This is a genomic window from Pseudovibrio exalbescens DSM 16456 (assembly GCF_000422785.1).
GTDB lineage: Bacteria > Pseudomonadota > Alphaproteobacteria > Rhizobiales > Stappiaceae > Pseudovibrio > Pseudovibrio exalbescens.
In genome coordinates this window covers 40,385-63,769 of sequence record NZ_KE383919.1, presented here as the reverse complement: position 1 = coordinate 63,769, position 23,385 = coordinate 40,385, and the positions used below count along the sequence as shown (strand labels likewise).

At 55.8% G+C, this 23,385-nt stretch carries 16 protein-coding genes; 9 read left to right on the top strand and 7 right to left on the bottom strand.

Annotated features, from left to right (window positions below; all coding sequences use genetic code 11):
• Positions 1–25 precede the first annotated feature (25 nt).
• The 3 genes from G512_RS0117120 to G512_RS0117110 all read right to left on the bottom strand — a co-directional run bounded on the left by G512_RS0117120 (position 26) and on the right by G512_RS0117110 (position 4,040).
• Complete coding sequence (locus G512_RS0117120) at positions 26–1,912, bottom strand: ABC-F family ATP-binding cassette domain-containing protein (RefSeq protein ID WP_028482771.1); 1,887 nt, start codon at positions 1,910–1,912, stop codon at positions 26–28.
• Between the two features lie 148 nt (positions 1,913–2,060).
• Positions 2,061–3,287 carry a glycosyltransferase family 61 protein gene (locus tag G512_RS0117115; protein ID WP_028482770.1) on the bottom strand — a complete coding sequence of 409 codons (1,227 nt, stop codon included), beginning with the start codon at positions 3,285–3,287 and terminating at the stop codon, positions 2,061–2,063.
• Between the two features lie 219 nt (positions 3,288–3,506).
• A complete protein-coding gene (locus G512_RS0117110) occupies positions 3,507–4,040 on the bottom strand; it encodes a DinB family protein (RefSeq protein WP_028482769.1) in 534 nt (177 codons plus the stop codon).
• Positions 4,041–4,409: 369 nt separating this feature from the next.
• On the opposite strand from G512_RS0117110, the gene ndk reads away from it, so the two are divergent.
• The 3 genes from ndk (at position 4,410) to G512_RS0117095 (ending at position 8,031) form a co-directional block, all read left to right on the top strand.
• The gene (gene ndk / locus G512_RS0117105) at positions 4,410–4,832 is read left to right on the top strand and encodes a nucleoside-diphosphate kinase (protein ID WP_028482768.1); all 423 of its coding nucleotides are present in this window, start codon (positions 4,410–4,412) and stop codon (positions 4,830–4,832) included.
• A 176-nt stretch (positions 4,833–5,008) separates the two neighbouring features.
• Positions 5,009–7,105, top strand: a complete 2,097-nt coding sequence (locus tag G512_RS0117100) for a molybdopterin-containing oxidoreductase family protein (protein WP_028482767.1) — start codon at positions 5,009–5,011, stop codon at positions 7,103–7,105.
• 191 nt (positions 7,106–7,296) lie between these two features.
• The gene (locus tag G512_RS0117095; RefSeq protein WP_028482766.1) at positions 7,297–8,031 is read left to right on the top strand and encodes an FRG domain-containing protein; all 735 of its coding nucleotides are present in this window, start codon (positions 7,297–7,299) and stop codon (positions 8,029–8,031) included.
• 261 nt (positions 8,032–8,292) lie between these two features.
• On the opposite strand, the gene purN is transcribed toward G512_RS0117095, so the two are convergent.
• Both purN and purM read right to left on the bottom strand, forming a co-directional pair.
• Positions 8,293–8,955 carry a phosphoribosylglycinamide formyltransferase gene (purN, locus tag G512_RS0117085; protein WP_028482765.1) on the bottom strand — a complete coding sequence of 221 codons (663 nt, stop codon included), beginning with the start codon at positions 8,953–8,955 and terminating at the stop codon, positions 8,293–8,295.
• Positions 8,956–8,957: 2 nt separating this feature from the next.
• Entirely contained in the window at positions 8,958–10,025 is a 1,068-nt protein-coding gene (purM, locus tag G512_RS0117080) for a phosphoribosylformylglycinamidine cyclo-ligase (RefSeq protein ID WP_028482764.1), read from the bottom strand.
• Between the two features lie 329 nt (positions 10,026–10,354).
• Here purM and G512_RS0117070 point away from each other — a divergent pair, with 329 nt between their 5' ends.
• The 4 genes from G512_RS0117070 (at position 10,355) to ppx (ending at position 15,952) form a co-directional block, all read left to right on the top strand.
• Positions 10,355–11,446 (top strand): AI-2E family transporter, encoded by a 1,092-nt coding sequence (locus tag G512_RS0117070; protein ID WP_028482763.1) that lies wholly within the window; start codon positions 10,355–10,357, stop codon positions 11,444–11,446.
• Positions 11,443–12,123, top strand: a complete 681-nt coding sequence (locus G512_RS0117065) for an HdaA/DnaA family protein (RefSeq protein WP_028482762.1) — start codon at positions 11,443–11,445, stop codon at positions 12,121–12,123. The genes G512_RS0117070 and G512_RS0117065 overlap by 4 nt, the downstream gene beginning before the upstream one ends.
• Positions 12,124–12,210: 87 nt before the next feature.
• Entirely contained in the window at positions 12,211–14,430 is a 2,220-nt protein-coding gene (locus G512_RS0117060; RefSeq protein ID WP_028482761.1) for an RNA degradosome polyphosphate kinase, read from the top strand.
• Positions 14,423–15,952, top strand: coding sequence for an exopolyphosphatase (gene ppx / locus G512_RS0117055; protein WP_228130528.1), 1,530 nt, complete (start codon positions 14,423–14,425; stop codon positions 15,950–15,952). The genes G512_RS0117060 and ppx overlap by 8 nt, the downstream gene beginning before the upstream one ends.
• A gap of 59 nt (positions 15,953–16,011) precedes the next feature.
• Here the strand turns inward: ppx and rnd are convergent, their stop codons facing one another.
• Positions 16,012–17,256, bottom strand: a complete 1,245-nt coding sequence (gene rnd / locus G512_RS0117050; protein WP_208975071.1) for a ribonuclease D — start codon at positions 17,254–17,256, stop codon at positions 16,012–16,014.
• A 289-nt stretch (positions 17,257–17,545) separates the two neighbouring features.
• On the opposite strand from rnd, the gene aspS reads away from it, so the two are divergent.
• On the top strand, positions 17,546–19,330 hold the full coding sequence (gene aspS / locus G512_RS0117045; RefSeq protein ID WP_028482758.1) for an aspartate--tRNA ligase: 1,785 nt from the start codon (positions 17,546–17,548) through the stop codon (positions 19,328–19,330).
• A gap of 121 nt (positions 19,331–19,451) precedes the next feature.
• Entirely contained in the window at positions 19,452–21,233 is a 1,782-nt protein-coding gene (locus tag G512_RS0117040; RefSeq protein WP_028482757.1) for an ABC transporter ATP-binding protein, read from the top strand.
• 104 nt (positions 21,234–21,337) lie between these two features.
• Here G512_RS0117040 and G512_RS0117035 read toward each other — a convergent pair whose 3' ends face one another.
• Positions 21,338–23,362 carry a hypothetical protein gene (locus G512_RS0117035; RefSeq protein ID WP_028482756.1) on the bottom strand — a complete coding sequence of 675 codons (2,025 nt, stop codon included), beginning with the start codon at positions 23,360–23,362 and terminating at the stop codon, positions 21,338–21,340.
• Positions 23,363–23,385 lie beyond the last annotated feature (23 nt).

Below are 23,385 nucleotides of genomic sequence, written 5' to 3'. Positions count from 1 at the left end.
ACAGCGCTGGACTGAGAGGGGATCATCACCCCTCCGCGTTGGCCTGTTCATATTCATCCGACAGCAAGAGCCAGTTTTCTTCCGTTTCTGCCAACAGTTTCACGGTGTCGGCGCGTTTCTTGGCGTAGTCGGTCGCCTTGTCCGGGGCCTTGGTGTAGATTTCCGGATCCGCCAGCAGACCATCCAGCTTTTCAATGCGCTGTTGGAGCTTTTCCATGTCCTTTTCCGCTGCTGAAATCTTCTTTTTCAGCGGGGCAAGTTGGGCGCGCTTTTCCGCCGCTTCGCGGCGTCTGTCACTGGCAGAGCCTTTTTTCTCGTCCGCTTTGCTGTCGTCCTTGGCCGGGGCTGTGTCTCCTTGCAGGATGTAGCGGCGATAGTCTGCCATGTCCCCATCAAAGCTGCGCACACTGCCATCGGCCACCAACCAGAGACGATCCACACACGCTTCCACCAGATGGCGGTCGTGGCTGATCAGGATCACGGCACCTTCATAATCATTGATGGCGTGAACCAGAGCTTCGCGGCTGTCGATGTCCAGATGGTTGGTCGGCTCGTCGAGGATTACCAGATTTGGGCCGTAAAACGTCGCAAGACCAAGCAGAAGGCGCGCCTTTTCACCCCCTGAAAGGTCTTTGGCCGGCGTCAGCATCCGGTCCGTTGGCAGGCCGAACCCGTCCACGCGCGCGCGGATTTTGCTTTCCGGGGCATCGGGCATCAACTTGCGCACATGCTCGATGGGGTTTTCGTTGGGCATCAGGTCGTCCAGCTGGTGCTGCGCGAAAAACGCCGTGTTCAGCTTGGCACTCTGGACCATGTTGCCTGTTTGCAGCGGCAATCGACCGGCGAGCAGTTTGGCAAAGGTGGATTTGCCGTTACCATTGGCCCCCAGGAGCGCAATCCGGTCATCCTGATCGATGTTGAGGTTCAGGCGCGACAATACGGTCTTGTCGCCATAGCCCACAGATCCACTCTCAATCTTGATGATGGGCGGAGACAGCTGGGTATCTGGCTTGGGAATGTTGATGGGCAAACCGGAGCTTTCATCAAGCACGGAAATCGGTTGCATCTTTTCCAGCATTTTCAGGCGTGATTGCGCCTGACGGGCTTTTGTGGCCTTGTAGCGGAACCGATCCACGAAGCTTTGAATGTGCTTGCGTTGCTTTTCCTGCTTCTCAGCCATCTTCTTCTGCAAGATGATGGTTTCCCGGCGCTGCCGGTCAAAGCTGTCATAGCCGCCTCGATAGAAGGTCAGCTTGCCCTGATCCATATGCACGATGCTGTCCACGGCCTTGTTGAGTAGATCGCGGTCGTGACTGATCAGCACCACTTGATAGGGGTAGCGCGCCACATAGCTCTCCAGCCATAAGGTGCCTTCCAGATCAAGGTAGTTTGTCGGCTCGTCAAGCAGCAGAAGGTCCGGCTGGGAGAACAGAAGGGCTGCCAGCGCCACTCGCATGCGCCACCCGCCTGAAAAGTTGGCGCAAGGCTGCTGCTGTTCTTCAAAGCTGAAACCCAACCCGTGCAAGATCGCCGAGGCCCGTGCTTCGGCGCTGTGACTGTCAATGTCGGCAAGGCGGGTGTGAATCTCTGCAATGCGATGCGGGTCGGTTGCCGTCTCGGCTTCTGCCAACAGGGACGTTCGCTCGGTATCTGCTGCCAGCACCACGTCAATCAGGCTGTCCTGGGTGCCGGGTGCCTCCTGCGCCACCTGTCCAATGCGCGCCTTGCGAGGCATCTGAACATCGCCGTTTTCCGCTGAGATTTCGCCGCACAACAATTTGAACAAGGTGGACTTGCCCACACCGTTGCGCCCCACAAGGCCGGTTTTGGCCCCGGAGGGAAGGGTAACGCTGGCATTATCAATCAGGGTCCGGCCGGCAATGCGGTAGGTGAGGTTCGAAATCTGTAACATGCCGGACTGTTTGCCGCTGATAAGGCACAAAAACAAGGCCATATGTCCACGTAGGTCAGAATTTCCTGCGCCAAAGCCCATGCTGTGGCCTGTTTGCACATTGCGATGCTTGAACCTCCGGCGTTTGTGCAAGGTCCTTGGTCAGCGGTTACGCAAGACAGCGGGCCTGTAATTGCCTGTTGCCCTCCAACAGATACGGCACATGATCCGCCACGAGCTTGGTGAAGAACGGTGCGAACTCGCTGATGTTGACGGTGATATCGTGAGGGTGGTCGGATGGCGATCCGGAGGAGCCCACAATATACGCCCCATAGGCCGCGTTTTTGATCTGTGCCGCCCGAAAATAGTAGTCTCGAACCCAGCCTTGAGGAAAAATCTCAAGCAGAAGCTGCAGGTTCTGCGCAAAGTAACAATTCGCAGTGCCCATGCCGTGGGGCGCCACAATGGCTGTTGCCTTTCTGAAGGCGCTCATTTGCTGCATCACGGTCAATGCGCCGGGCACAATCTTCTTGAAACCGAACGGCTTCAGGAACTGGAACAGCGCCTCCTCGTTCAAGACACGCCGCGTTGCCGCATCTGCGCGGGAGATGTAGAGCAGGTCGCCTTCAGGCTCCACGGGAACACAGGGTATTTCGCTTGCCAGCGCCAGAACCTCATCCAGATAAACGCTTGGCCAGTGCATGTGACCGGAGGTTTGGAAACTGGACCAATAGAGTTCATCGCAGGTAATCCATCGATTTTCCTTGAAGACCATGTTTGCCTTTGGAACGCCCAAGGCCTCCAACACCTCGCAATATTCGCGGGCAGCGGCATCAACCAGAAACGTCGCTTCCTGTGCTGGAATGTTAAGGTGCTTTAATATCACCAGAATCGGCAGTACCTCACAGATCGTATGTCCAAGGTTTTCAAAAACGGGCAGCCATACGCAGGGACCAGCATAGTGCGTGGGTGCAAGGCCGCGCCTGTCGATCCTGATCTCGCCCGTCACAGACGACCTCTCATAGAGCCCCTGGTCAATACTCGCCCTGGTGCCAATCACGGACAGGGCGTTTTGAAAGTAGAGGTCGTCCGCGAACAGGGTGTTGTAGCGATAAAACCCCTCGGGTATCGGGCTTATCAAGGCCTGTCTGGCGCAGAGCGTATAGATTTCTTCCGGCTGATAGGAGCGGGTAAACAAGGCGACAGGATCTTGGTCCCCTCGATTTGCGAAGTCGCTTTGTATTCTTGAGGCGAAGGGAACGGAAAAGTGCCGGCGCTTTGGAAAGGTGTCATGCCAAAACACACTCAGGTGTGTGGAAACGTTCTCCCATCCGGTTCCAGTGTCTTTCCTGGCTGTTTTGAGGGTCTTGGCATTCAGCGGATGGTACGTCTTCACTCATGGCACCTGACAAACATCAAAAACGTCACTTGTGGGAGGAGTTTGAATTGACGTTCTGATGGGCGCCAGCCGCTGGTTGTCAGGGGCCTTTTTTCATGCGCCTGCATCAGGGAAGTGGTGGCAAGCCTCAGACCACGGTTCAGGTCAAAACAACAAGCCCCGCCGCAAGGGCAGGGCTGTGAGACGTTGGTCTGTCGGGTTTGCGACAAGCTGTCCTCAAGGTTTCAGCATGTCCTCTTCCTTGGCCATGCCAATACCGGATTCGCGCTGGAAGTAGATCATGTCCAAGGCTTCCGGCGTGCGCCCCAACTGAGTGAGCATGCCATGAACCTGCCCACGGTGATGGGTCTGGTGATTGAAGAAGTGGAACAGCGCAGCACCCAGCGGCTGCTGCATCACCAGCGGTTTGCGCACGGTGCGATAGATCAGCGTCCGCAACAAGTCACGTTCGTGCATCTGGTTGATCACCGAAATGATGCGCTTGTCTTGAAGTTTGCGCTTTTCCGAAAGCTCCGCAAAGCTGCCCGTCAGCGTGTCGTCCAGACTGTCATAGGCTTCCCCTTCGCCGGTAAAGCGATAGAGCCAGAGGCGGTCCGCCACCAGTTGGTGGTCCAAGGTCCCATGGATCGATTGGAAATAGACACCGAGATCGCGGTGGTAATCGTCCTCGGCCAGTTGGGCACATTCATTCAGGAGAATATTGTTCGCCCACTGGTTATAGGCGGCGAACATGACAAAGGCAGCTTTCATTCTGCGGATCCTTTCATGTGCGTATTTCCTAAAATAATCACCGGAATTAGCGGTCGGCGAATTGACCGGAATCAAATCCGGACGCGCTATCCGCCTTCGCACTATAAAAATTTAAAGCATGACGCCTATCTTGGCGCGAATACTTAAGATATCGCTGCCGTAGCGTTTCAAGCAATTTTTCGTAAAACCCGCAGCCTTTCTATGGACGAGGCCGCCGCCGGCCCTTGCAAAAACACGTAGAGTATCGCTATATCGCGCCGGAACTCATTTGAACCAACAGGTTTCACCCTGCCTTTGGCGGGCCGTCGGGGAGCGGCGGTTGCGCAAGGGGCAAACAAGTGACCACAGGGAACTGACAGGCAGGACATAATGGCCATCGAACGTACTTTTTCCATGATCAAACCGGATGCAACCAAGCGCAATCTGACCGGCGCCATCACCGCCAAGCTTGAAGAAGCTGGTTTGCGCGTTGTTGCATCCAAGCGCGTATGGATGACCCTGAAGCAGGCTGAAGGCTTCTATGCCGTTCACAAGGAACGTCCGTTCTTTGGCGAACTGACCGAGTTCATGTCCTCTGGCCCAACCATCGTGCAGGTTCTGGAAGGCGAAAATGCCATTGCCAAGAACCGCGAAGTCATGGGCGCAACCAACCCGGCCGAAGCTGCGGAAGGTACCATCCGCAAGGAATTTGCACTGTCGCTGGGCGAAAACTCCGTACACGGTTCCGATGCTCCGGAAACAGCTGCGCAGGAAATTTCCTACTGGTTCTCCGAGACCGAAATCGTGGGCTGATCAGCTTTCGTAACGACGGAACACCATTCGAAGGGAGCTGGCGTCACCGCTGGCTCCTTTTCTTTTTTATGGCAGGTATTGGTCTGCGTACCCGTGGCTTTTTCGTTGTAACTGGTGGCCGCTGTTATTACTGTGAGCTGCCGCACCGGGAGCATTTGAGCACAAAGCAGGGGTTCATGAACAAGACCGTAAAGCCGCCGCGGAAATTCTCCGCTTGCCCTCATGATTGTCCGTCCACCTGTGCTGTAGAGGTGGAGTTGAGCCCTGAAGGGCGGGTCAAGCGCCTGTTTGGCGCCAAGGACAATACGTATACGGCGGGTGTCATCTGCGCCAAGGTGGCCCGGTACGCGGAGCGTATTCACCACCCGGACCGGCTGCTGCATCCTATGCGCCGCACGGGACCGAAGGGCAGTGGCCAGTTTGCCCGTATCTCTTGGGAGGAGGCGCTCGACGAAATCACCCAGCGGTTCAAGGCTGCCGAAGCCGCAAATGGGTCCTTGGCCGTTTGGCCCTATTATTATGCCGGAACCATGGGGTTGGTACAGCGCGACAGCATCAATCGCCTGCGCAACGCCAAGGGCTATTCCGGCATGTACGGCACCTTCTGCACCAATATGGCCTGGACTGGCTACATTGCAGGCACAGGCAGCCTCACAGGCCCGGATCCTCGCGAGATCGCCCTTTCGGATTTTGTCGTTATCTGGGGCACCAACGCCGTTGCCACCCAAGTCAACGTGATGACCCATGCGATCAAGGCGCGCAAGACACGCGGGGCCAAGATCGCCGTCGTGGATGTCTACCGCACCGAAACCATGAAACAGGCGGATATCGGCCTTGTCATCAAGCCCGGTACGGACGCTGCACTGGCCTGTGCCGTGATGCACATTCTGTTTCGCGATGGTTATGCAGATCGGGCCTATATGGCCCGCTATGCGGATGTGCCTGAGGAACTTGAAGACCATCTGAAAACCAGGGGGCCAGAATGGGCTGCTGCCATTACTGGTCTGAGTGTGGAGGAAATCGAAACCTTCGCGCATCACATCGGCACCACCCAGCGCACCTTTTTCCGGCTTGGATATGGCTTTACCCGTTCAAGAAATGGCGTTGTCTCCATGCATGCGGCCAGTTGCATAGCGGTGGTGGGCGGTCACTATCAGTATGAAGGCGGCGGCGCCTTTCACAATAACGGCGGCATCTTCAAGCTGGACACAAGCATGGTGCAGGGCGAGGCACTGCACGACAGTCAGATCCGCAAGCTCGACATGTCACAGGTAGGACGCATTCTCACCGGCGATGCCGAGGCGTTGATGGGCGGTCCGCCCGTGACTGCCATGTTAATCCAGAATACCAATCCCATGTCGGTGGCGCCCGAACAGGAGCTGGTCAAAAAGGGATTTGCGCGTGAGGACCTGTTTACCGTGGTGCACGAACAGTTCATGACGGAAACGGCGGAGATGGCTGATATCGTGCTTCCAGCGACCCAGTTTCTCGAACATGACGACATCTACAAGGCGGGCGGCCAGCAAAGCATTCTGTTTGGTCCCAAGATCATAGAGGCGCCGGGGGAGGCCCGAGAAAACCTTTATGTCGTCAATGAGCTGATTGCCCGGCTGGGTGGCGCGCCCTTGGATTCTCATGAGTGGAGCGCACGCGAACATGTTGACTGGATGTTGCAAGCCTCCGGGTATGGTGGGCTTGAGCGTCTGGAGCGCGAGCGCTGGATCGATTGCCAGCCCGGGTTCGAAGAAAGCCACTACCTGAACGGGTTCGGTTATCCTGATGGCAGGTTCCGCTTCAAACCCGATTGGCTGAAAGTCCCTGCACCCAATGCCGGTCCGATGGGGCCTTGGCAGGATCTACCTGCTTTGCCCGATTACTGGGAAACACCGGAACACCCCAGCGCAGAAGAACCGTTCCGGCTCGTTACGGCGCCGGCCCGTTCGTTCTTGAACTCCAGCTTCAACGAAACCGAGTCCTCATTGAAAAAGGAAGGCAAGCCCGTAGCCATGCTGCATGCAGATGATGCGCAGCAGCTCGGCATTGCACAAGGGGATCTGATCGCACTTCAGAACACCCGCGGGGAGGTGCATTTGCACGCCGCCATTGGCGAGCATGTGCGTCAAGGCACCGTGGTGTCCGAAGGGCTTTGGCCGAACAAGTGCTTCGTCAATGGCAATGGCATCAACACGTTGACAGGAGCGGATCAGGTTGCCCCGTTTGGCGGAGCCGCGTTCCACGATACCCGCGTTGCGATCAGGAAACTTTCGAACTAGCAGTGCGCTGGGCTCGGGGGCGCAAAGCCAGGGCGTCCAAACCCGGCCCTTGGTGGTGGTCAGTTGTCACGCCGTGATCCTACCGATTGAAGCAGGGATTGATGCTCGCCTATGATTTGTAGTGGCGGTGGTGTTCCACGGGGAGAGGAGGCCACACGCCACACATCATACCTTGGGGCGCGGGAGGTCATGTGCTGCAGGACGATATCAGCGACATACGGACGCGTATCACGTGCACTCTCATTGAGTTTCTCGAATCTGTAAATGTCGACAAACCCACCAACGGCGCGGTGATCTACCGTGGCCAATCCCGTTCCGGCAATCTCTTGCCGTCAATTGCCCGCCACATGCCCAACTGGAACAGCACGCGCATTGAACAACAGATGATTTCCAAGCTGCGAGAAGTGGGAGCGCCCCATATCTCCGCCAAAGAAAGTGACTGGGAAGTCCTGGTGAAGGCCCAGCATTATGGTCTCAAGACGCGCCTTCTGGACTGGACGTCGAATCCGCTGGCTGCGCTTTGGTTCGCATGCAACAGCGTGCTGTCTCACAATCGCGCCTACACCTATGTCTATATGCTTGATACACGCAATTTGGACATGCAGCCGGACTTGGCGTTGGGGCCGTGGGATCAGGAGAAAACACGGGTATACCGTCCGGTGCGCAACAATCCGCGCATCATCGCGCAGAATGGGTACTTTACCGTCCACCAGTTCTCGGATGCGTATGGGCGGTTCCTGTCCCTTGATCACAGTCCGGAGGTTGGGGCCAACGTTACGGAGTTCAAGGTACCGCGTGAGTGCGTGCGGGCCATCATGGCCTCCTTGAGCTACCTTGGCATTGGGGCGGCCAGCCTCTACCCGGACCTGCAAGGGGTGTGCAACGCCATCAATCAGCAGTTCTTGTATGATCTGGATCTTGAGTGAATTAAATTCAACAGTTACAGGTCGCGCGGGGAGGCGGAGAGCGCTTGCAGGGCAGCCTGTTGCTCTCTGGAACGGAAGGTGTCTCTCTACAAGACGGCGGTGCGCTGGGCCGTGGATTTGAACGCATGAAATGACAGTTTCGCGCAAACGAACGCACGAATGAACGCATCCAACGACACAAAAACGAAATAGGGGACAGGCCGCGTCAGCTCAGGAGATACCCAACTCAAGGTCAAAGATATCCCCTGACGCAAAAGGGGATTACACCGTGGGTGCAATCAGGTCGTCATCCAGATCATCGCTGCCGATAATGGTTACCCGTTGGCCTTCAATGCGTGTCCGGTCTGCAGCCACCAGTGCCAGAGCCTCTGGGTATATCTGGTGTTCAACGTCAAGAACGCGTGCACCGAGGGTCTCCGGTGTGTCTTCGTCCAGTACAGGGACAGCACCTTGCATGATGATTGGCCCGGCGTCCATGTCACTGGTTACGAAGTGCACGGTGGCACCATGCAGCTTGACACCCGCCTCTAGCGCTCGTTCATGAGTGTTCAACCCCGGAAAACTGGGCAGCAAGGCGGGGTGGATGTTGATCATGCGACCTGCCCATTCCTCGGTGAAACCGCGCGTAAGAAGGCGCATGAAACCCGCCAGCACCACCAGATCGACCTTGTGTTGCTTCAACTTGGTGCTGAGCGCGGTGTCAAACGCCTCGCGATCCTTGCCAAAGGTCTTGTGATCCAGTGTAAATGTCTCAAGGCCTGCTTGAGAGGCCTTTTCCAGTCCCGGTGCATCTGGGCGGTTCGATCCCACGACCACGACTTCGGCCGGGTAACCGTCCTGGGTGGCGGCCTCAATCAAAGACACCATGTTGCTACCGCGCCCGGAAATCAGGATGGCGACGCGCTTCTTCGTTTGTTCCGTCATTCTTAAAGACCCAAAGTCCCTGTAAATTCAACGGCATACGCGCCGCGCTTCACCATTTCTCCGAGGCGGAAAACGCGCTCGCCAGCCTGAGTAAGACAGGTACTGACGGCGTCTGCTTCGTCCGCGGAAACAACCACAACCATGCCAACGCCGCAATTGAATGTACGCAGCAACTCGGCTTCCTCGATCTGACCGGTTTCAGCCAGCCATTTGAATACGGAAGGAGCCTTGATCGCCGTCAGGTCAATGCGCGCGCTCAAGGTGTCCGGAAGCACACGCGGTAGGTTTTCCGGCAGCCCGCCGCCTGTAATGTGGGCCAACGCCTTCACGCCGTTTGTGGTGCGTATGGCCTCCAGCAAGGGTTTGACGTAGATGCGTGTAGGCGCCATCAAGGCACGGCCCAAGGTGGTCTCGGCGTCAAACGGTGCAGCGTCGGTCCACTCTAGGCCTGAACGCTCGACAATCTTGCGCACCAGCGAGTAGCCGTTGGAGTGCACGCCATTGGAGGCGAGACCAAGCACCACATCCCCCTCGGCCAGATCGGCCCGCGGCAAAAGAGTGCCCCGTTCCGCAGCCCCGACGGCAAATCCGGCCAGATCATAGTCATCCTTGGCGTACATACCCGGCATTTCTGCGGTTTCGCCGCCAATCAGCGCGCAGCCAGCCTGTTTGCAGCCTTCTGCGATACCAGCCACCACGTCTGTGGCGCGGTCCACATCCAGCGATCCGCAGGCAAAATAATCGAGAAAAAACAGGGGTTCTGCGCCCTGAACAATCAGATCGTTGACGCACATGGCGACAAGATCGATACCAACCGTGTCGTGGGTGTCCGTATCGATGGCGATCTTCAGTTTCGTTCCCACGCCATCATTTGCCGCGACCAGTACCGGGTCCTTGAACCCTGCGCCCTTAAGGTCGAAAAGGCCGCCGAACCCGCCAATGTCGCTGTCAGCGCCGGGACGCCGTGTGGCCTTCACCAGAGGGCTGATCCGTTTGACAAGCGCGTTGCCTGCATCAATGTCCACACCTGCCTGAGCATAGGTGAGGGGAGAACCGCCATTCTGGCTCATGTTTCAGCTCCATATTCTAAGAGAGGCCACAGGCCACACGCCTTGTTGAATGTGCGCGCATAGAACCCAAAAACAGGGGCGAATGCAAGGGACAGGCCGCCAAATCCCATGGAGTTCGTCCCCAACGTGGCCCCGGGGTGGTCAATCGGCGCAACGCGGCGCCCTCGAGGCGGGGAAATCAAGCATGCCCATTTGGGTTTATGCCCGTTTAGGGATAATCTGCCTTGGAACTGGTGAAAGCCTTGACCCTCCATTGGCGGGGTGCTTAACACAGCAGGGAACGCAATTGGTAATTCGCGTTTAAAGTGTAGCGGGAGGGTGTTGAAGAAATGACTTTGCGTCAACAAGTGTGGTTCTGGGTCGCCACCTTCATTGGGCTTGTGCTGTTTCTCCTCGTTTTCAGCAGCATCCTTCTCCCGTTTGTAGCCGGCATGGCATTGGCCTACCTTCTTGATCCAGTTGCAGATTTTTTTGAAAGGCACGGCTTCGGCCGTCTATTGGCCACGCTGATTATCCTCGTTCTGTTTGTGGTCGTATTCATTTCGGTTCTACTGATCATCGGTCCTCTCGTCGGCAGCCAGATTGCTGGTTTTCTGGAAGAATTGCCCCGTATTGTGACCGGGCTGGAAGCTCTCATCACCGATCACATCGGGCCCTGGTTGCACGACAAGGGGTTGATCTCGCAGGCGCAGGTGCAGTCCTCCCTGGGGGATATAATGGGCAAGGCGGCCAGTTGGTTGGCGACGGTCCTGCAATCGGTGTGGAGCGGCGGACAAGCTTTGTTGTCCATCATTTCGCTTTTGGTGGTCACCCCGGTGGTTGCTTTTTATCTCCTTCTGGACTGGGACGACATGATTGCCCGCATTGATAGTTGGTTACCCCGTGCGCACCAACAGACCATCCGTGAATTATGCGGACAAATGGATGCGGCCGTTGCAGGTTTCGTGCGTGGTCAGGTACTTGTGTGTCTTATATTGGGAACATTCTATGCGGTGGGGCTGTTGCTGGTCGGACTGAAGTTCGGCCTGCTGATCGGGCTCACGGCGGGATTGGTGAGCTTTATCCCCTATGTCGGCGCTCTGGCGGGCTTTCTGATGTCAATCGGTGTCGCCTTGTTCCAGTTCTGGCCAGACCCGCTGATGATCGGAGCCGTCCTTCTGGTTTTCGCCACGGGCCAGTTTCTGGAGGGGAATATCCTGCAGCCCAAGCTTGTTGGCCATTCGGTGGGACTGCATCCCGTATGGCTGATGTTCGCCTTGTTCGCGTTCGGAAGCTTGATGGGGTTTGTCGGGATGCTTATTGCCATACCTGCCGCAGCCGCAGTTGGTGTGTTGGCGCGATTTGGACTTAGACAGTATTTGTCTAGTCCATTTTACGCTGCGGCACCGAAAGCTACAAATAAGTTGGAAGAATTGGAATGAACGGAACGATCACACCACAGCAATTGCCGTTGGTTTTGCCTCATGAGGAGGCATTGGGTATTGATGATTATTTGGTGAGTTCGTCCAATCAGGTCGCATTCAACCTAGTTAATAGTTGGCCGGAATGGCCTTCCCCTGTAGTTCTTCTTGCAGGCCCCATTGGGTCGGGCAAGACCCACCTGGCCAATGTGTGGGTCGAAATGAGCGGCGCCCATATCGTGCGAGCCGTTGATCTGCATCGGTTCGATATCAACACCCTGGCCGAAAGCGGCCCCGTGGTGGTGGAGGATATTCACGTCGGTTTTGACGAGCGCAGCTTGTTCCACTTGTTCAATGCGGTGCGCCTTCACGGCAGCACAATGCTGATCACAACCCGGAGTTGGCCGCAGTCGATGAACCTGCAACTCCCTGATCTTGCTTCCCGTTTCCGGGCCTGTACCCCCGTGGAGATCGAGGAGCCGGACGACATGCTGTTGCGCATGGTATTGACCAAGCTGTTCGCCGACCGACAGATTGCCATTGACGCCAACGTGGTGGATTTTCTTGTGGTGCGGATCGAGCGCTCCTTGAATACGGCAGCGCAGATGGTTGATCGGCTCGATCGACTGGCGCTGGCCAGCGGGCGCAAGATCACACGGGTCATGGCTTCGCGCATGCTGGAAAGTTTAGATGAATAAGTAGAGTTTTTGCCCGCACTGACAAATAGTTGTAACTATTTGGGTTGATTGAGGTCTTAACAGAAATTCCCTCCGGAGGTGCCAGAAATGAGTGAAGCAACGGAATTGAGCGCGCAGCCTATGACGACGCGCGAACAGGAGTTCGTCAATCTGGACGATGGTGCGGAGTTGATGCGTTCTCCAGAGCGCTTCGTCAACCGTGAGTTGTCGTGGTTGCAGTTCAACCGGCGGGTTCTGGAAGAGTCCATGAACCCCAGCCATCCGCTGCTGGAACGCCTTCGGTTCTTGTCTATCTCCGCAAACAATCTCGATGAGTTCTTCATGGTGCGCGTTGCGGGTTTGCGCGGCCAGCAGATCGCGGGGGTAACCAAGCGGTCGGATGATGGCCTGACCCCCAGCGAGCAACTGGAGAAGATCTCAGAGGCAACCGATCGCCTGCAAAGCGACCAGCAATCCCGATTCCGCCAGTTGCGCACCGAGCTGGCAGAAGAGGGGATTTTCATCATCGATGGCGAGGATTTGAGCTCTGATGAACGTGTTTGGTTGGAGGATTACTTTCTGGCTCACATCTTTCCGGTGTTGACGCCTCTGGCACTTGATCCTGCCCATCCATTCCCGTTCATTCCAAACCTTGGTTTCTCTCTGGTACTGGATCTGAAACCCGTGAAGGGCGGGGCCGGCATGACTGCGCTGTTGCGCATGCCGGGTCAGATCGGCCGCTTTGTCATGCTGCCGGAAACCAGCTTGGATAACGGTACCCAGGTCACCCGGTTCATCCCGGTCGAGACGATCATAAGCTTGTTCATACAGCAGCTTTTCCCCGGGTATGAAGTGCGCGGCAAAGGCGCGTTTCGCGTGATCCGCGACTCGGATCTGGAAATCGAAGAAGAAGCCGAAGACCTCGTGCGCCTGTTTGAAAGCGCCCTGAAGCGCCGCCGGTTGGGATCTGTCATTCGTCTGGAAATCGAGGAAGGCACGCCTGCAAACCTGATGCGTTTCGTGGCCGACGAACTCAATATCGTTGGTACGGAAGTGTTCAAGGTCAATGGAATGCTGGCTCTCAACGAGCTTTCTCAACTGATTGACATCAAGCGCGATGATCTCAAGTTCCCGAAGTACACGGCACGTTTCCCGGAACGTATTCGCGAACATGGAGGCGACTGCTTTGCTGCGATCCAGCAAAAGGACATTCTCGTCCACCACCCTTATGAGAGCTTCGATGTGGTGGTGCAGTATCTGCGTCAGGCCGCTCAGGATCCGGACGTTCTGGCCGTAAAACAAACACTCTATCGTACCTCCAACAACTCACCCATCGTCAAGGCGCTGATAGAGGCCGCCGAGGCCGGCAAGTCGGTAACGGCTCTGGTGGAGTTGAAAGCGCGGTTTGACGAAGAAGCAAACATTCGCTGGGCGCGAGATCTGGAGCGGGCGGGTGTGCAGGTTGTCTTCGGTTTTCTGGAACTGAAGACACATGCCAAGCTGTCCATGGTAGTGCGCCGCGAGCATGGTGGGCTTCGCACCTATTGCCACATCGGTACCGGCAATTATCACCCGATCACGGCTCGAATCTACACGGACCTGTCGTGGTTTACCGCAGATCCTGAAATCGCGCGGGATACTGCCAAGATTTTCAATTTCATCACAGGCTATGCAGAGCCGGGCGCGCTCGAGAGAATAGAAATCTCTCCAATGACCCTTCGCCAGCGGATCATTGACCGGATTGAAGCGGAGATTGAACATGCCCGCGCAGGTCGTCCGGCGCAGGTGTGGATGAAAATGAACTCGCTGGTCGATCCAGGCATTATCGATTGTCTGTACCGAGCTAGCCAGGCCGGGGTTCAGATAGATTTGATCGTGCGCGGAATTTGCTGCCTGCGTCCGGAGATTCCGGGGCTTTCAGACAATATCCGGGTAAAATCAATTGTTGGGCGTTTTCTTGAACATAGCCGAATTTTCTGTTTCGGAAACGGTCATGGGCTTCCATCTCGCGAAGCACATGTGTATATCGGCTCAGCGGACCTTATGCCGAGAAACCTTGATCGCCGCGTTGAAACGTTGGCGCCGGTGGTCAACCCGACTGTGCACGAACAGATTCTGGATCAGATTATGGTCGCCAACCTTGAAGATAACCAGCAAAGCTGGCGCTTGCTTCCAGACGGCAGTCATGAGCGTATCATCGCTGCGCCTGATGAAGATCCGTTCAATGCACACATGTACTTCATGACGAATCCGTCACTGTCTGGACGTGGCTCATCACTCAAGGGTGATAGCCCGAAACTGTTTGTGGAGCGCCCGAAAAGTGCCTGAAGGTTTAGAGGGTGAGTGTATTCGGGGCCGATTTACAGAAAACGGCCCCGTTGCCATCATTGATATCGGATCCAATTCTATCCGACTGGTTGTTTATGAGCGACTGTCACGCAGCCCCACGTCGCTCTTTAATGAAAAAATGCTGGCCGGACTCGGCCGGGGGCTGGGTGAGACGGGGCGATTGGCTGATGATCGGGTCGATGCGGCCCTGAAAGCCATTCGGCGCTATCGCCGCGTCTGCGACCACGTGGGTGTGCAGCAGCTTCATATTCTGGCCACTGCGGCGGCACGAGAAGCTGAAAACGGCCCCGATTTCATTCAAAAGGTCGAAGAAATCTGCCAGACGCCAGTGAAGATACTGTCTGGCAAGGACGAGGCCTACTACTCCGCAAAAGGCGTGGTTTCCGGCTTCTATTATGCTGACGGAATGGTCGGCGATCTTGGGGGAGGCAGCCTGGAACTGGTCAATCTGAACCAAGGCGAGATTGGGGAGGGGCGCACGTTCCCCCTTGGCGGCATCCGGCTTCAGGAAACCTCCAAGAAAAACGTTGCAAAGGCAGCCAAGATAGCCGCTGGCGAACTGGAAAAAGCAGAATGGCTCAAGGAAGGGAAAGACCGCACCTTCTTTGCAATTGGCGGCACATGGCGCTCTCTCGGACGCCTGCACCTCTTCCGAGAAGGATATCCGCTCCACGTAATGCACGACTACGAGATCCCCGCAGACGAGGCAATGGCTTTCTGCGAGCGCGTCATGCGCGATGAGGAGGTCTCTATGCGCGGTATCCAGTTCATCTCCAAAGCTCGTCGCGCATTGTTGCCTTACGGGGCAGCGGTCATGCGGCATGTCCTGCAGCAAAGCCGTGTTGACAAGGTTGTGTTCTCCGCTCTCGGCGTGCGCGAAGGTTTGCTTTATGAGTTGCTGGATGAAGCAGAGCGGGAGAAGGATCCGCTGATCGAAGCATCGCGTGAACTGGGTGTGCTTCGTGCCAGATCCCCGCAATATGGCGCGGAACTGGTTACATGGACCGACCGCATCATGAAGCTGGGGCAGGTGGACGAAACCGCCTACGAGCGCAGACTGCGCGTTGCCGCCTGCCATCTTTCGGACATCGGCTGGCGCGCCCATCCCGATTATCGAGGCGAACAGTCGCTCAACATCATCTCCAACGCGGGCTTTGTTGGCATTGATCATCCTGGCCGGGCCTATCTGGCCTTGTCTGTTTTCTATCGCCATGAAGGGTTGGTCGACGATGCCGTGTCCCCGCAACTGCGTGAGTTGTGTGATGAACGTCTGCTACAGCGCGCCAAGATACTCGGAGCCGCATTGAGGGTCGCCTCTTTGCTAAGCGCCTCGATTGCTGGTGTTCTCTCGGAACTGAGGGTCAATCTCGCAGATGGCCAGCTGACATTGGAATTGCCCGAGGGCTATTGGGACTTTGACGGTGAGCGGTTGCGCAAGCGTATGAATCAGCTGTCGCGACTTCTGGAGCTCGAGTCCCAAATCGTCCAGGCAGCAGCGTAAATTGAAACGCTTTACGGCTTATAAAAATGGCCCCGCCAATCGGCTGGGGCCATTTTTTATCAGGCATCGGAATTTGCCTTGGTATCCGTTTGTTTTGTCCGCGGTGGACGCGTGCGCCGGTTGCTGCTTTTTCGACTGGTGACAATCCGCTCGACGGGTTCACCTTGTTCGCAAAGGGTTACCTGGCGGCCATTGAATGCCAAGGCGACTTCTCCGCGCTTCAAGCGCAAGGCAGGCTCGCCAAACAGCTCTCTGCGCCATCCCTTCAAAGCGGCAACCTCGGCCTCGTCGTCTGCGGCAATCTTTTCAAGGTCTTCCACTGTCGCAATGATCTTTGGTGCGACACCGGAGTTCTCGCTTGTCATTTTCAGGAGAACCTTGAGAAGATCGACTGCAGCACCGGATCCATCGGGCGCAGGCCGTCCTTTGGGCAGCGACGGCAGATCATCCTCTGGAACATCCATGGCGCGTTTGACTGCTTGCAGGATGCCATCGGCATGCCGTGAGCGTTCAAATCCTTTGGGGATGGTCCGCAACTGGCCTAGTGCAGCTGCTGTGGTTGGATGCTGCACCGATATCTCGTAGATCGCATCATCCTTCAAAACGCGGCTTCGCGGAATATCGCGTCCTTGCGCTTCAGCCTCTCGCCATGCAGCCAGTTCCTTGAGAATGGCAAGATCTCGCGGCTTCTTGATGCGAAGCTTCAAGCGTTGCCAGGCTTTGGCGGGATCTGATCGATAGGTTTCTTCGGAGGTGAGGGTTTTCATCTCATCTTCGACCCAATGGGCGCGACCCTGTTCATCAAGGCGTTTGATGAGATAGCGATACACATTACGCAGGTGAGTGACGTCGGCCAGAGCGTAGGCAAGCTGTTTTTCGGTCAATGGCCGACGCGACCAGTCGGTAAAACGCGATGACTTGTCGATGCTTGTGCCGGTGACCTTTTGTACCAGCTGGTCATAAGAAACCGAATCGCCGAAGCCGCACACCATGGCAGCAACCTGGCTATCAAAGACCGGGCTGGGTACAAACCCACCCAGATGATAGATGATTTCGATATCCTGCCGGGCTGCGTGAAAAACCTTGGTCACAGCTTCGTTGCGCATCAGATCGAAGAACGGCGTCAGATCCAGTCCGTCTGCGAGAGCATCAACGATGACCGCGTCGTCGGGGCTGGCCATTTGAATGACGCAGAGCTTTGGCCAAAACGTTGTTTCCCGAAGAAACTCGGTATCGATCGTAATGTAGTCTGATTGTTCGAGTAGGGCGCAGGCCCGCGCCAACTCGTCGGTTGTGGTGATCATCTTCATGGTTTGCGAGCTATACCTCACCATCGCGTTTTTGTCGCGATGAAATTTGAGGGAAAAAGGTAGCAACGCGCATACCTCAATATTATTGACAGGAAGTTGCGAAACGCCCGGTTGGGGCCTCCGCGAAACTTCGTAATCTGGGAAATAATTGGCGTATGGACGTGTGTTTTGCTTGCGTCCCTTGACTTTGTCGCTATGACATGGCTTGTCCACCCGACGACCTGCTATGGCAGGACCTATCAGATCATTTTTCGAGATTTCTAAGAGTATCACTGAGGACGCTATGCATCGCTATCGAAGCCATACCTGCGGAGAACTGCGGGATACCCATGTCGGTGAAACGGTTCGCCTTTCCGGTTGGGTTCATCGCGTTCGCGATCACGGCGGCTTGTTGTTCATCGACCTGCGTGACAATTACGGTATGACGCAGTGTGTGGTCGACCCGGACTCCGATGCCTTCAAGCTTGCTGAAACTGTTCGCGCGGAATGGTGCCTCCGGATCGACGGCGAGGTAAAGCGTCGGTCCGACGAAACCGTGAACGACTCTCTGGACACGGGCCAGATCGAAGTCTTCATTCGCGGGATTGAGGTTCTGGGATCTTCTCTGGAGCTGCCACTGCCTGTTTTTGGCGAGCCGGAATACCCGGAAGATATCCGCCTGAAATATCGCTTCCTGGATCTGCGCCGTGAAACCCTTCACGCCAACCTCTTGAAGCGCACGCAGATCATCAACTCCATGCGTCGTCGCATGAACGAGGCAGAATTCAACGAATTCCAAACGCCGATCCTGACTGCCTCTTCGCCAGAAGGCGCTCGTGACTTCCTTGTGCCGTCACGCATTCATCCAGGCAAGTTCTATGCACTGCCGCAGGCTCCGCAGCAGTTCAAGCAATTGCTGATGATGTCCGGCTTTGATCGGTACTTCCAGATTGCACCATGTTTCCGTGATGAAGATCCGCGCGCTGACCGCCTGCCGGGCGAGTTCTACCAGCTCGACGTGGAGATGAGCTTCGTCACGCAAGAAGACGTGCTGACGACCATGGAACCGATCATCCGAGGTGTGTTCGAGGAATTTGCCGACGGCAAGGTCGTTACGCAGGAATTCCCGCGCATTCCTTACAATGAGGCTATTCGCAAATACGGCTCTGACAAGCCGGACCTGCGTAACCCGATTGAAATGCAGGAAGTGACCGAACACTTTGCCGGTTCCGGTTTCAAGGTGTTTGCTCGCATGATCGAGAGCGATCCGAAGGTTCAGGTTTGGGCGATCCCGGCACCAAAGGGCGGCTCCCGTGCGTTCTGCGATCGCATGAACGCTTGGGCGCAGAGTGAAGGTCAGCCGGGACTGGGCTACATCTTCTTCCGCAAGGAAGGCGATACGCTGGAAGGCGCAGGCCCGATTGCCAAAAACATTGGTCCTGAGCGTACAGAAGCGGTTCGTACGCAGTTGGGTCTTGATGAGGGCGATGCTGTCTTCTTTGCCGCAGGCGATCCGAAGAAATTTGCAGATTTTGCAGGCAAGGCCCGCACGCGCGTTGGCGAGGAACTGGAACTGATCGATGAAGATCGGTTCGCCCTGTGCTGGATTGTCGACTTCCCAATGTATGAGTGGGATGAAGACAACAAGAAGGTCGACTTCTCTCACAACCCGTTCTCCATGCCTGCAGGCGGTCTGGAAGGCCTCAACTCCACCGATCCGCTCGAGTTGAAGGCTTATCAGTACGACGTGGTCTGCAACGGTTTTGAGATCGGCTCGGGCGCCATCCGTAACCACCAGGTTGAGGTCATGAAAAAGGCCTTTGAAATTGCTGGTTATGACGAGAGCCTGCTTGAGGAAAAGTTCGGCGGCATGTACCGCGCATTCCAGTATGGTGCACCACCACACGGTGGCATGGCCGCCGGTATCGATCGCATCATCATGCTGCTGGTCGGCGCCAAGAACCTGCGTGAGGTTACATTGTTCCCAATGAACCAACAGGCGCAGGATCTCTTGATGGGTGCGCCGAGCGAGGTATTCCCGGCGCAGCTGCGTGACTTGCACATTCGCCTCAACCTGCCTGAAGCCTGAGAGCTTGGCGAATGAGGCGCGGTAAAACGCGATGAAAATTTGGGGGGCGGCCTTGTGAACAGGTCGCCCTTTTTGCCATAAGACGCGAGGTTTTTCTCGCGTTTTGAAAAGAGGACTTCAGGTGTTCAAAGCCCTAGGTAGCAAATTGTTTGCCGATGCTGACGGTGCGCCCGCGTTGATACGGCGCTTGATGCGGGAAAACTTTCGTGATTATCGCGGCCGGTATGCGCTCGCCTTTCTGTTCATGGCAGTGGCCGCTGCAGCCGGAGCGGGCAGCGCGGCGATCATGAAGAATGTCATCAACGAAGTCTTTATCAACCGTGATGCGCAGATGGTCTATATCATCTCCGCAGTCGTGATCGGGATCTTCACGGTGCGAGGCGCGGCAACCTATGGCCAGCAGGTGATCCTGAGCCGCATTGGCAACTCGATCATCGCCAAATTGCAACGCCAGATGTACGACAAGGTCAATCGTCTCGGCATGCGGTTCTTCGACCACACGTCGTTTGGTGAGATGGCCAACAGGTTCTCCCACAATACCAATGCGGCCCGTCAGGTCATGGATATGGTCATTCTGGCTGCCGGACGTGATGTCATGTCCGTTATTGGTCTCGTGGCGGTGATGATTTATCAGAATCCGCTGCTCAGTCTTATCTCCTTGACGATCATGCCACCGGCAGTATGGGCGGTTGCGCATCTCGTGCGTCGGGTGCGCAAAATTGCCAAGTCCCAGTTTGTCTCTCAGTCCAAGATCTTGTCGTTGGTGAAGGAAACGGCGATTGGCATTCGTGTCGTGAAATCCTTCAATTATGAAGGCGAAATGCAGCGCAGTATGGATCATGCCGTCGCAGATGTGGAACGTCAGGCCAACAAGATTGCCATTTTGACTGCCAGAACCTCTCCTTTGATGGAAACGCTCGGTGGCTTTGCCATCGCCATGATCATTCTTTATGGCGGCTACAGCGTGATTCATCTGGGTCAGGATCCTGGTGCATTTTTCTCCTTCATTACGGCGCTGCTTCTGGCTTATGACCCCATGAAACGGCTTGCTCGCCTTCAGGTGAACCTGAATACGCAGCTCGTTGGCGTGCGGTTGCTCTATGAAATCCTCGACATGGAGGACGGCCACCCAAATGATGACGCCAAGCCTGTGCTGAAGGTTCAAGGCGGCGAAGTCCGGCTTGAGAACATTACATTCAAGTACGATGAAGCTCCGGCACTCAATGGCATGACTCTCACCGCCAAGGCAGGTGAGGTAACTGCGTTGGTAGGAAGCTCGGGCGCGGGCAAGTCGACCGTTTTCGCCCTGATCGAGCGGTTCTACGAGCCGCAGGATGGGCGCATTCTGATCGATGACCAAGACATACGACAGTATTCGGTTTCATCGCTGCGTCAGCAAATTGCCATTGTCACGCAAGATACGTTTTTGTTCGACCGTAGCGTTCGGGAGAACATAGAAATCGGCCGGCCCGGTGCATCGCTCAAAGATATTGAGGAAGCCGCCAGGAATGCCAACGCTCATGAGTTCATCATGGCGATGGAGCGAGGCTACGACAGCCCGGTTGGGGAGGGAGGCCTGCTGCTTTCCGGTGGGCAGAGACAGCGGATCGCCATCGCGAGAGCCATGCTGTCAAATGCGCCGATTCTGCTTCTTGACGAAGCAACCTCGGCACTCGATGCCGAGTCAGAGAACAAGGTACAAATTGCACTTTCACGGCTTATGAAGGGGCGTACGACCCTGGTTATTGCACACCGGTTGGCGACTGTACGTGATGCGGACACGATTCATGTCCTCGAAGCAGGCAAGGTGATCGAAACGGGCAATCACGACCAGCTTTACAAGATGGACGGTATCTACCGGCGCCTTTGTGAACTGCAATTTCGATCGGAAACGCAGAACTGAAAGGCTGGACGGGTCCGATCCGCATACCTTCAGCCAGTAAAAAGCCCCGCAGCGTTACACTGCGGGGCTTTTCAGTTTCAAATTGAAAGATGGGCGGCGTGCGCCTAGTTCCGGATAGTTGCGCCCAAAACAGTTGGCAGGGTCTGTGGTGCCATCATGGCGCCGGCCATCAACTGCGTGAACGGAACCGGTTGCTGCGGTGCCATTTCGATTTCCAGCTTCTCCGGATTGAGCAGGAACAGTGTCAGCTTGTCCTTAAGTTCCTTGCCAAAGTCGGTGCCTGCGATCGGTTGAATGGACGTCATCATCTGACCGACCATCATGTCCGCCAGAGCTTCTTCGTCCATCTGTTGTTCTTCAGCCATCTTTTGCAGGAACTTGCGTGCCAACGGCGCATCTTCAACCCGTACAAGCGCATGATCAAACATCACGCTCAACAGTGCTTCCTCAGCGTTGTCAGGGTTTTCGATCAGGTTTCTTGTGACGCCGCTGAACTTCAGCGTGACCAATGCGTTGAACCCTTCGCTCATTTCCACGCGCAAATCGGAGATGCTCAGGGTATTGGTGCTCTCATCCCACTGAAGGTCGAGATTCTGGTTCACCGTAACTTCATCACCAGTCAGAAGAGCACGCAGATTGGCGTCCATTTCTTCCGGATTGAGTTTCAACGTGTCCGTGCGCAAAGCGATTTGTGTCGGGATGCTGTTGATGTAGTTGGCCAGCGACAACGACATGCCCTCAAGGCTGCCCATCTGGTCACCGTCTTCCAGCACCGTGATGCCGTTTACGGTAATACTGCCGATTTCCGGCATGTATTCCAGCATCCGCTGAACCGGTTTATCCATGTTTTCACCGGCGAAGGCGAGACCCTCCAGAACATTGGGATAATGTACATCGGTAATGGTGAACTGGTCGACAGCAACCGAGCTGTCTTCCCGACCGCTGCCCAGTTCAAGGCCTGAGAACGCAGCAGTGCTGAACCCTTCCGGTGCAACTTCTTCGATGTCAAAAGAGGACAGACGCATTTTGACTTCGTCGTTATCGACCGCAAGATCTTGAAGCTGGAAGTTTGTCAGGTGGTAGGTGCCCAGGTTTGCGATAATTTCGCCAAACATGTCAGGCGCGGACTTGCCGTTTTTGTCCTCGGCCGTCTCCACTTCCTTGATTGAGTCAAGGATCTCGGCAAGATTTCCGGGTGCATAGGTCAAGCGGCCCATGGAGACCAGACCGATGCTGAAGGTCGTTTCTTCGCCGGGTGTCGTGGCCTTGCCCTTTATGTCCTTGGCAGAATAGGAGCTGGATACTTCAACCGGCTCCTCTGAGCTTTCCGCAATGCCCATGAAGGCCAACAGTGGCATGACGTTGAGATCGCGCATGGAGACGCGGCCAACACTGTATTCGAAGGAGCTGCCTTCCTTGCCTTCTTGAGCTGCAAACGTGTCACGTCCGGTCTGCTCTGCCGCCTCATATCGTGCGATGCGACCATCGCGCCGATCAAGCATGTCAATGCCCGACTGCGACGTGATCTGCTCGGAGCCATTGGACATCTTGGTGCGGGTATCAAGTTGAACCAGTGTCTCGCGATCAGCCGAGCCCTTGATGCCAAAGTGAATCAGCTTGGCAAGATCGGCGAATGGGCCTGTTCCTGTAGCATTTTCAAACTGCGACGTTTTCGGATAGCTGACATTGAAACCGGTATAGTTGACCATGCGAGTGGTGGCCGAAACCGGGTAGGGAGCCTTGATGTCTTCATCAACAGGCAGATTGTAGTCCACGGCTGCCGTGAATTCTGGAATGGAAATCTCTTCAAACGTGAAGGAGATGTCTGTTTCTGCGGGTTTGACCAGAACCATTTCCGGCGCAGACACAGTAACGTCGAATGCGATCTTTTCTTCAGCAATGCTGAATGAGATCGGCACTTCGAAATTCACATCGCCCAGAACAACTGTTGTGCCATCCTGCGTGAATTCTTCATATGTTGCGGTTGTAAAGCCTGCAGCCTTGTGAGCGTCCATCATCTTGTCGATGATCGCGCGGCTGTCCTGTGACAATGCCGGTGTTGCTACAACACTGAATGCAAGAACACCTGCAAATGTTGCTGTGGCCGTGAGGGGAAATTGTTTTAGCATGCGTGATGAAACTCGGTTTGTGT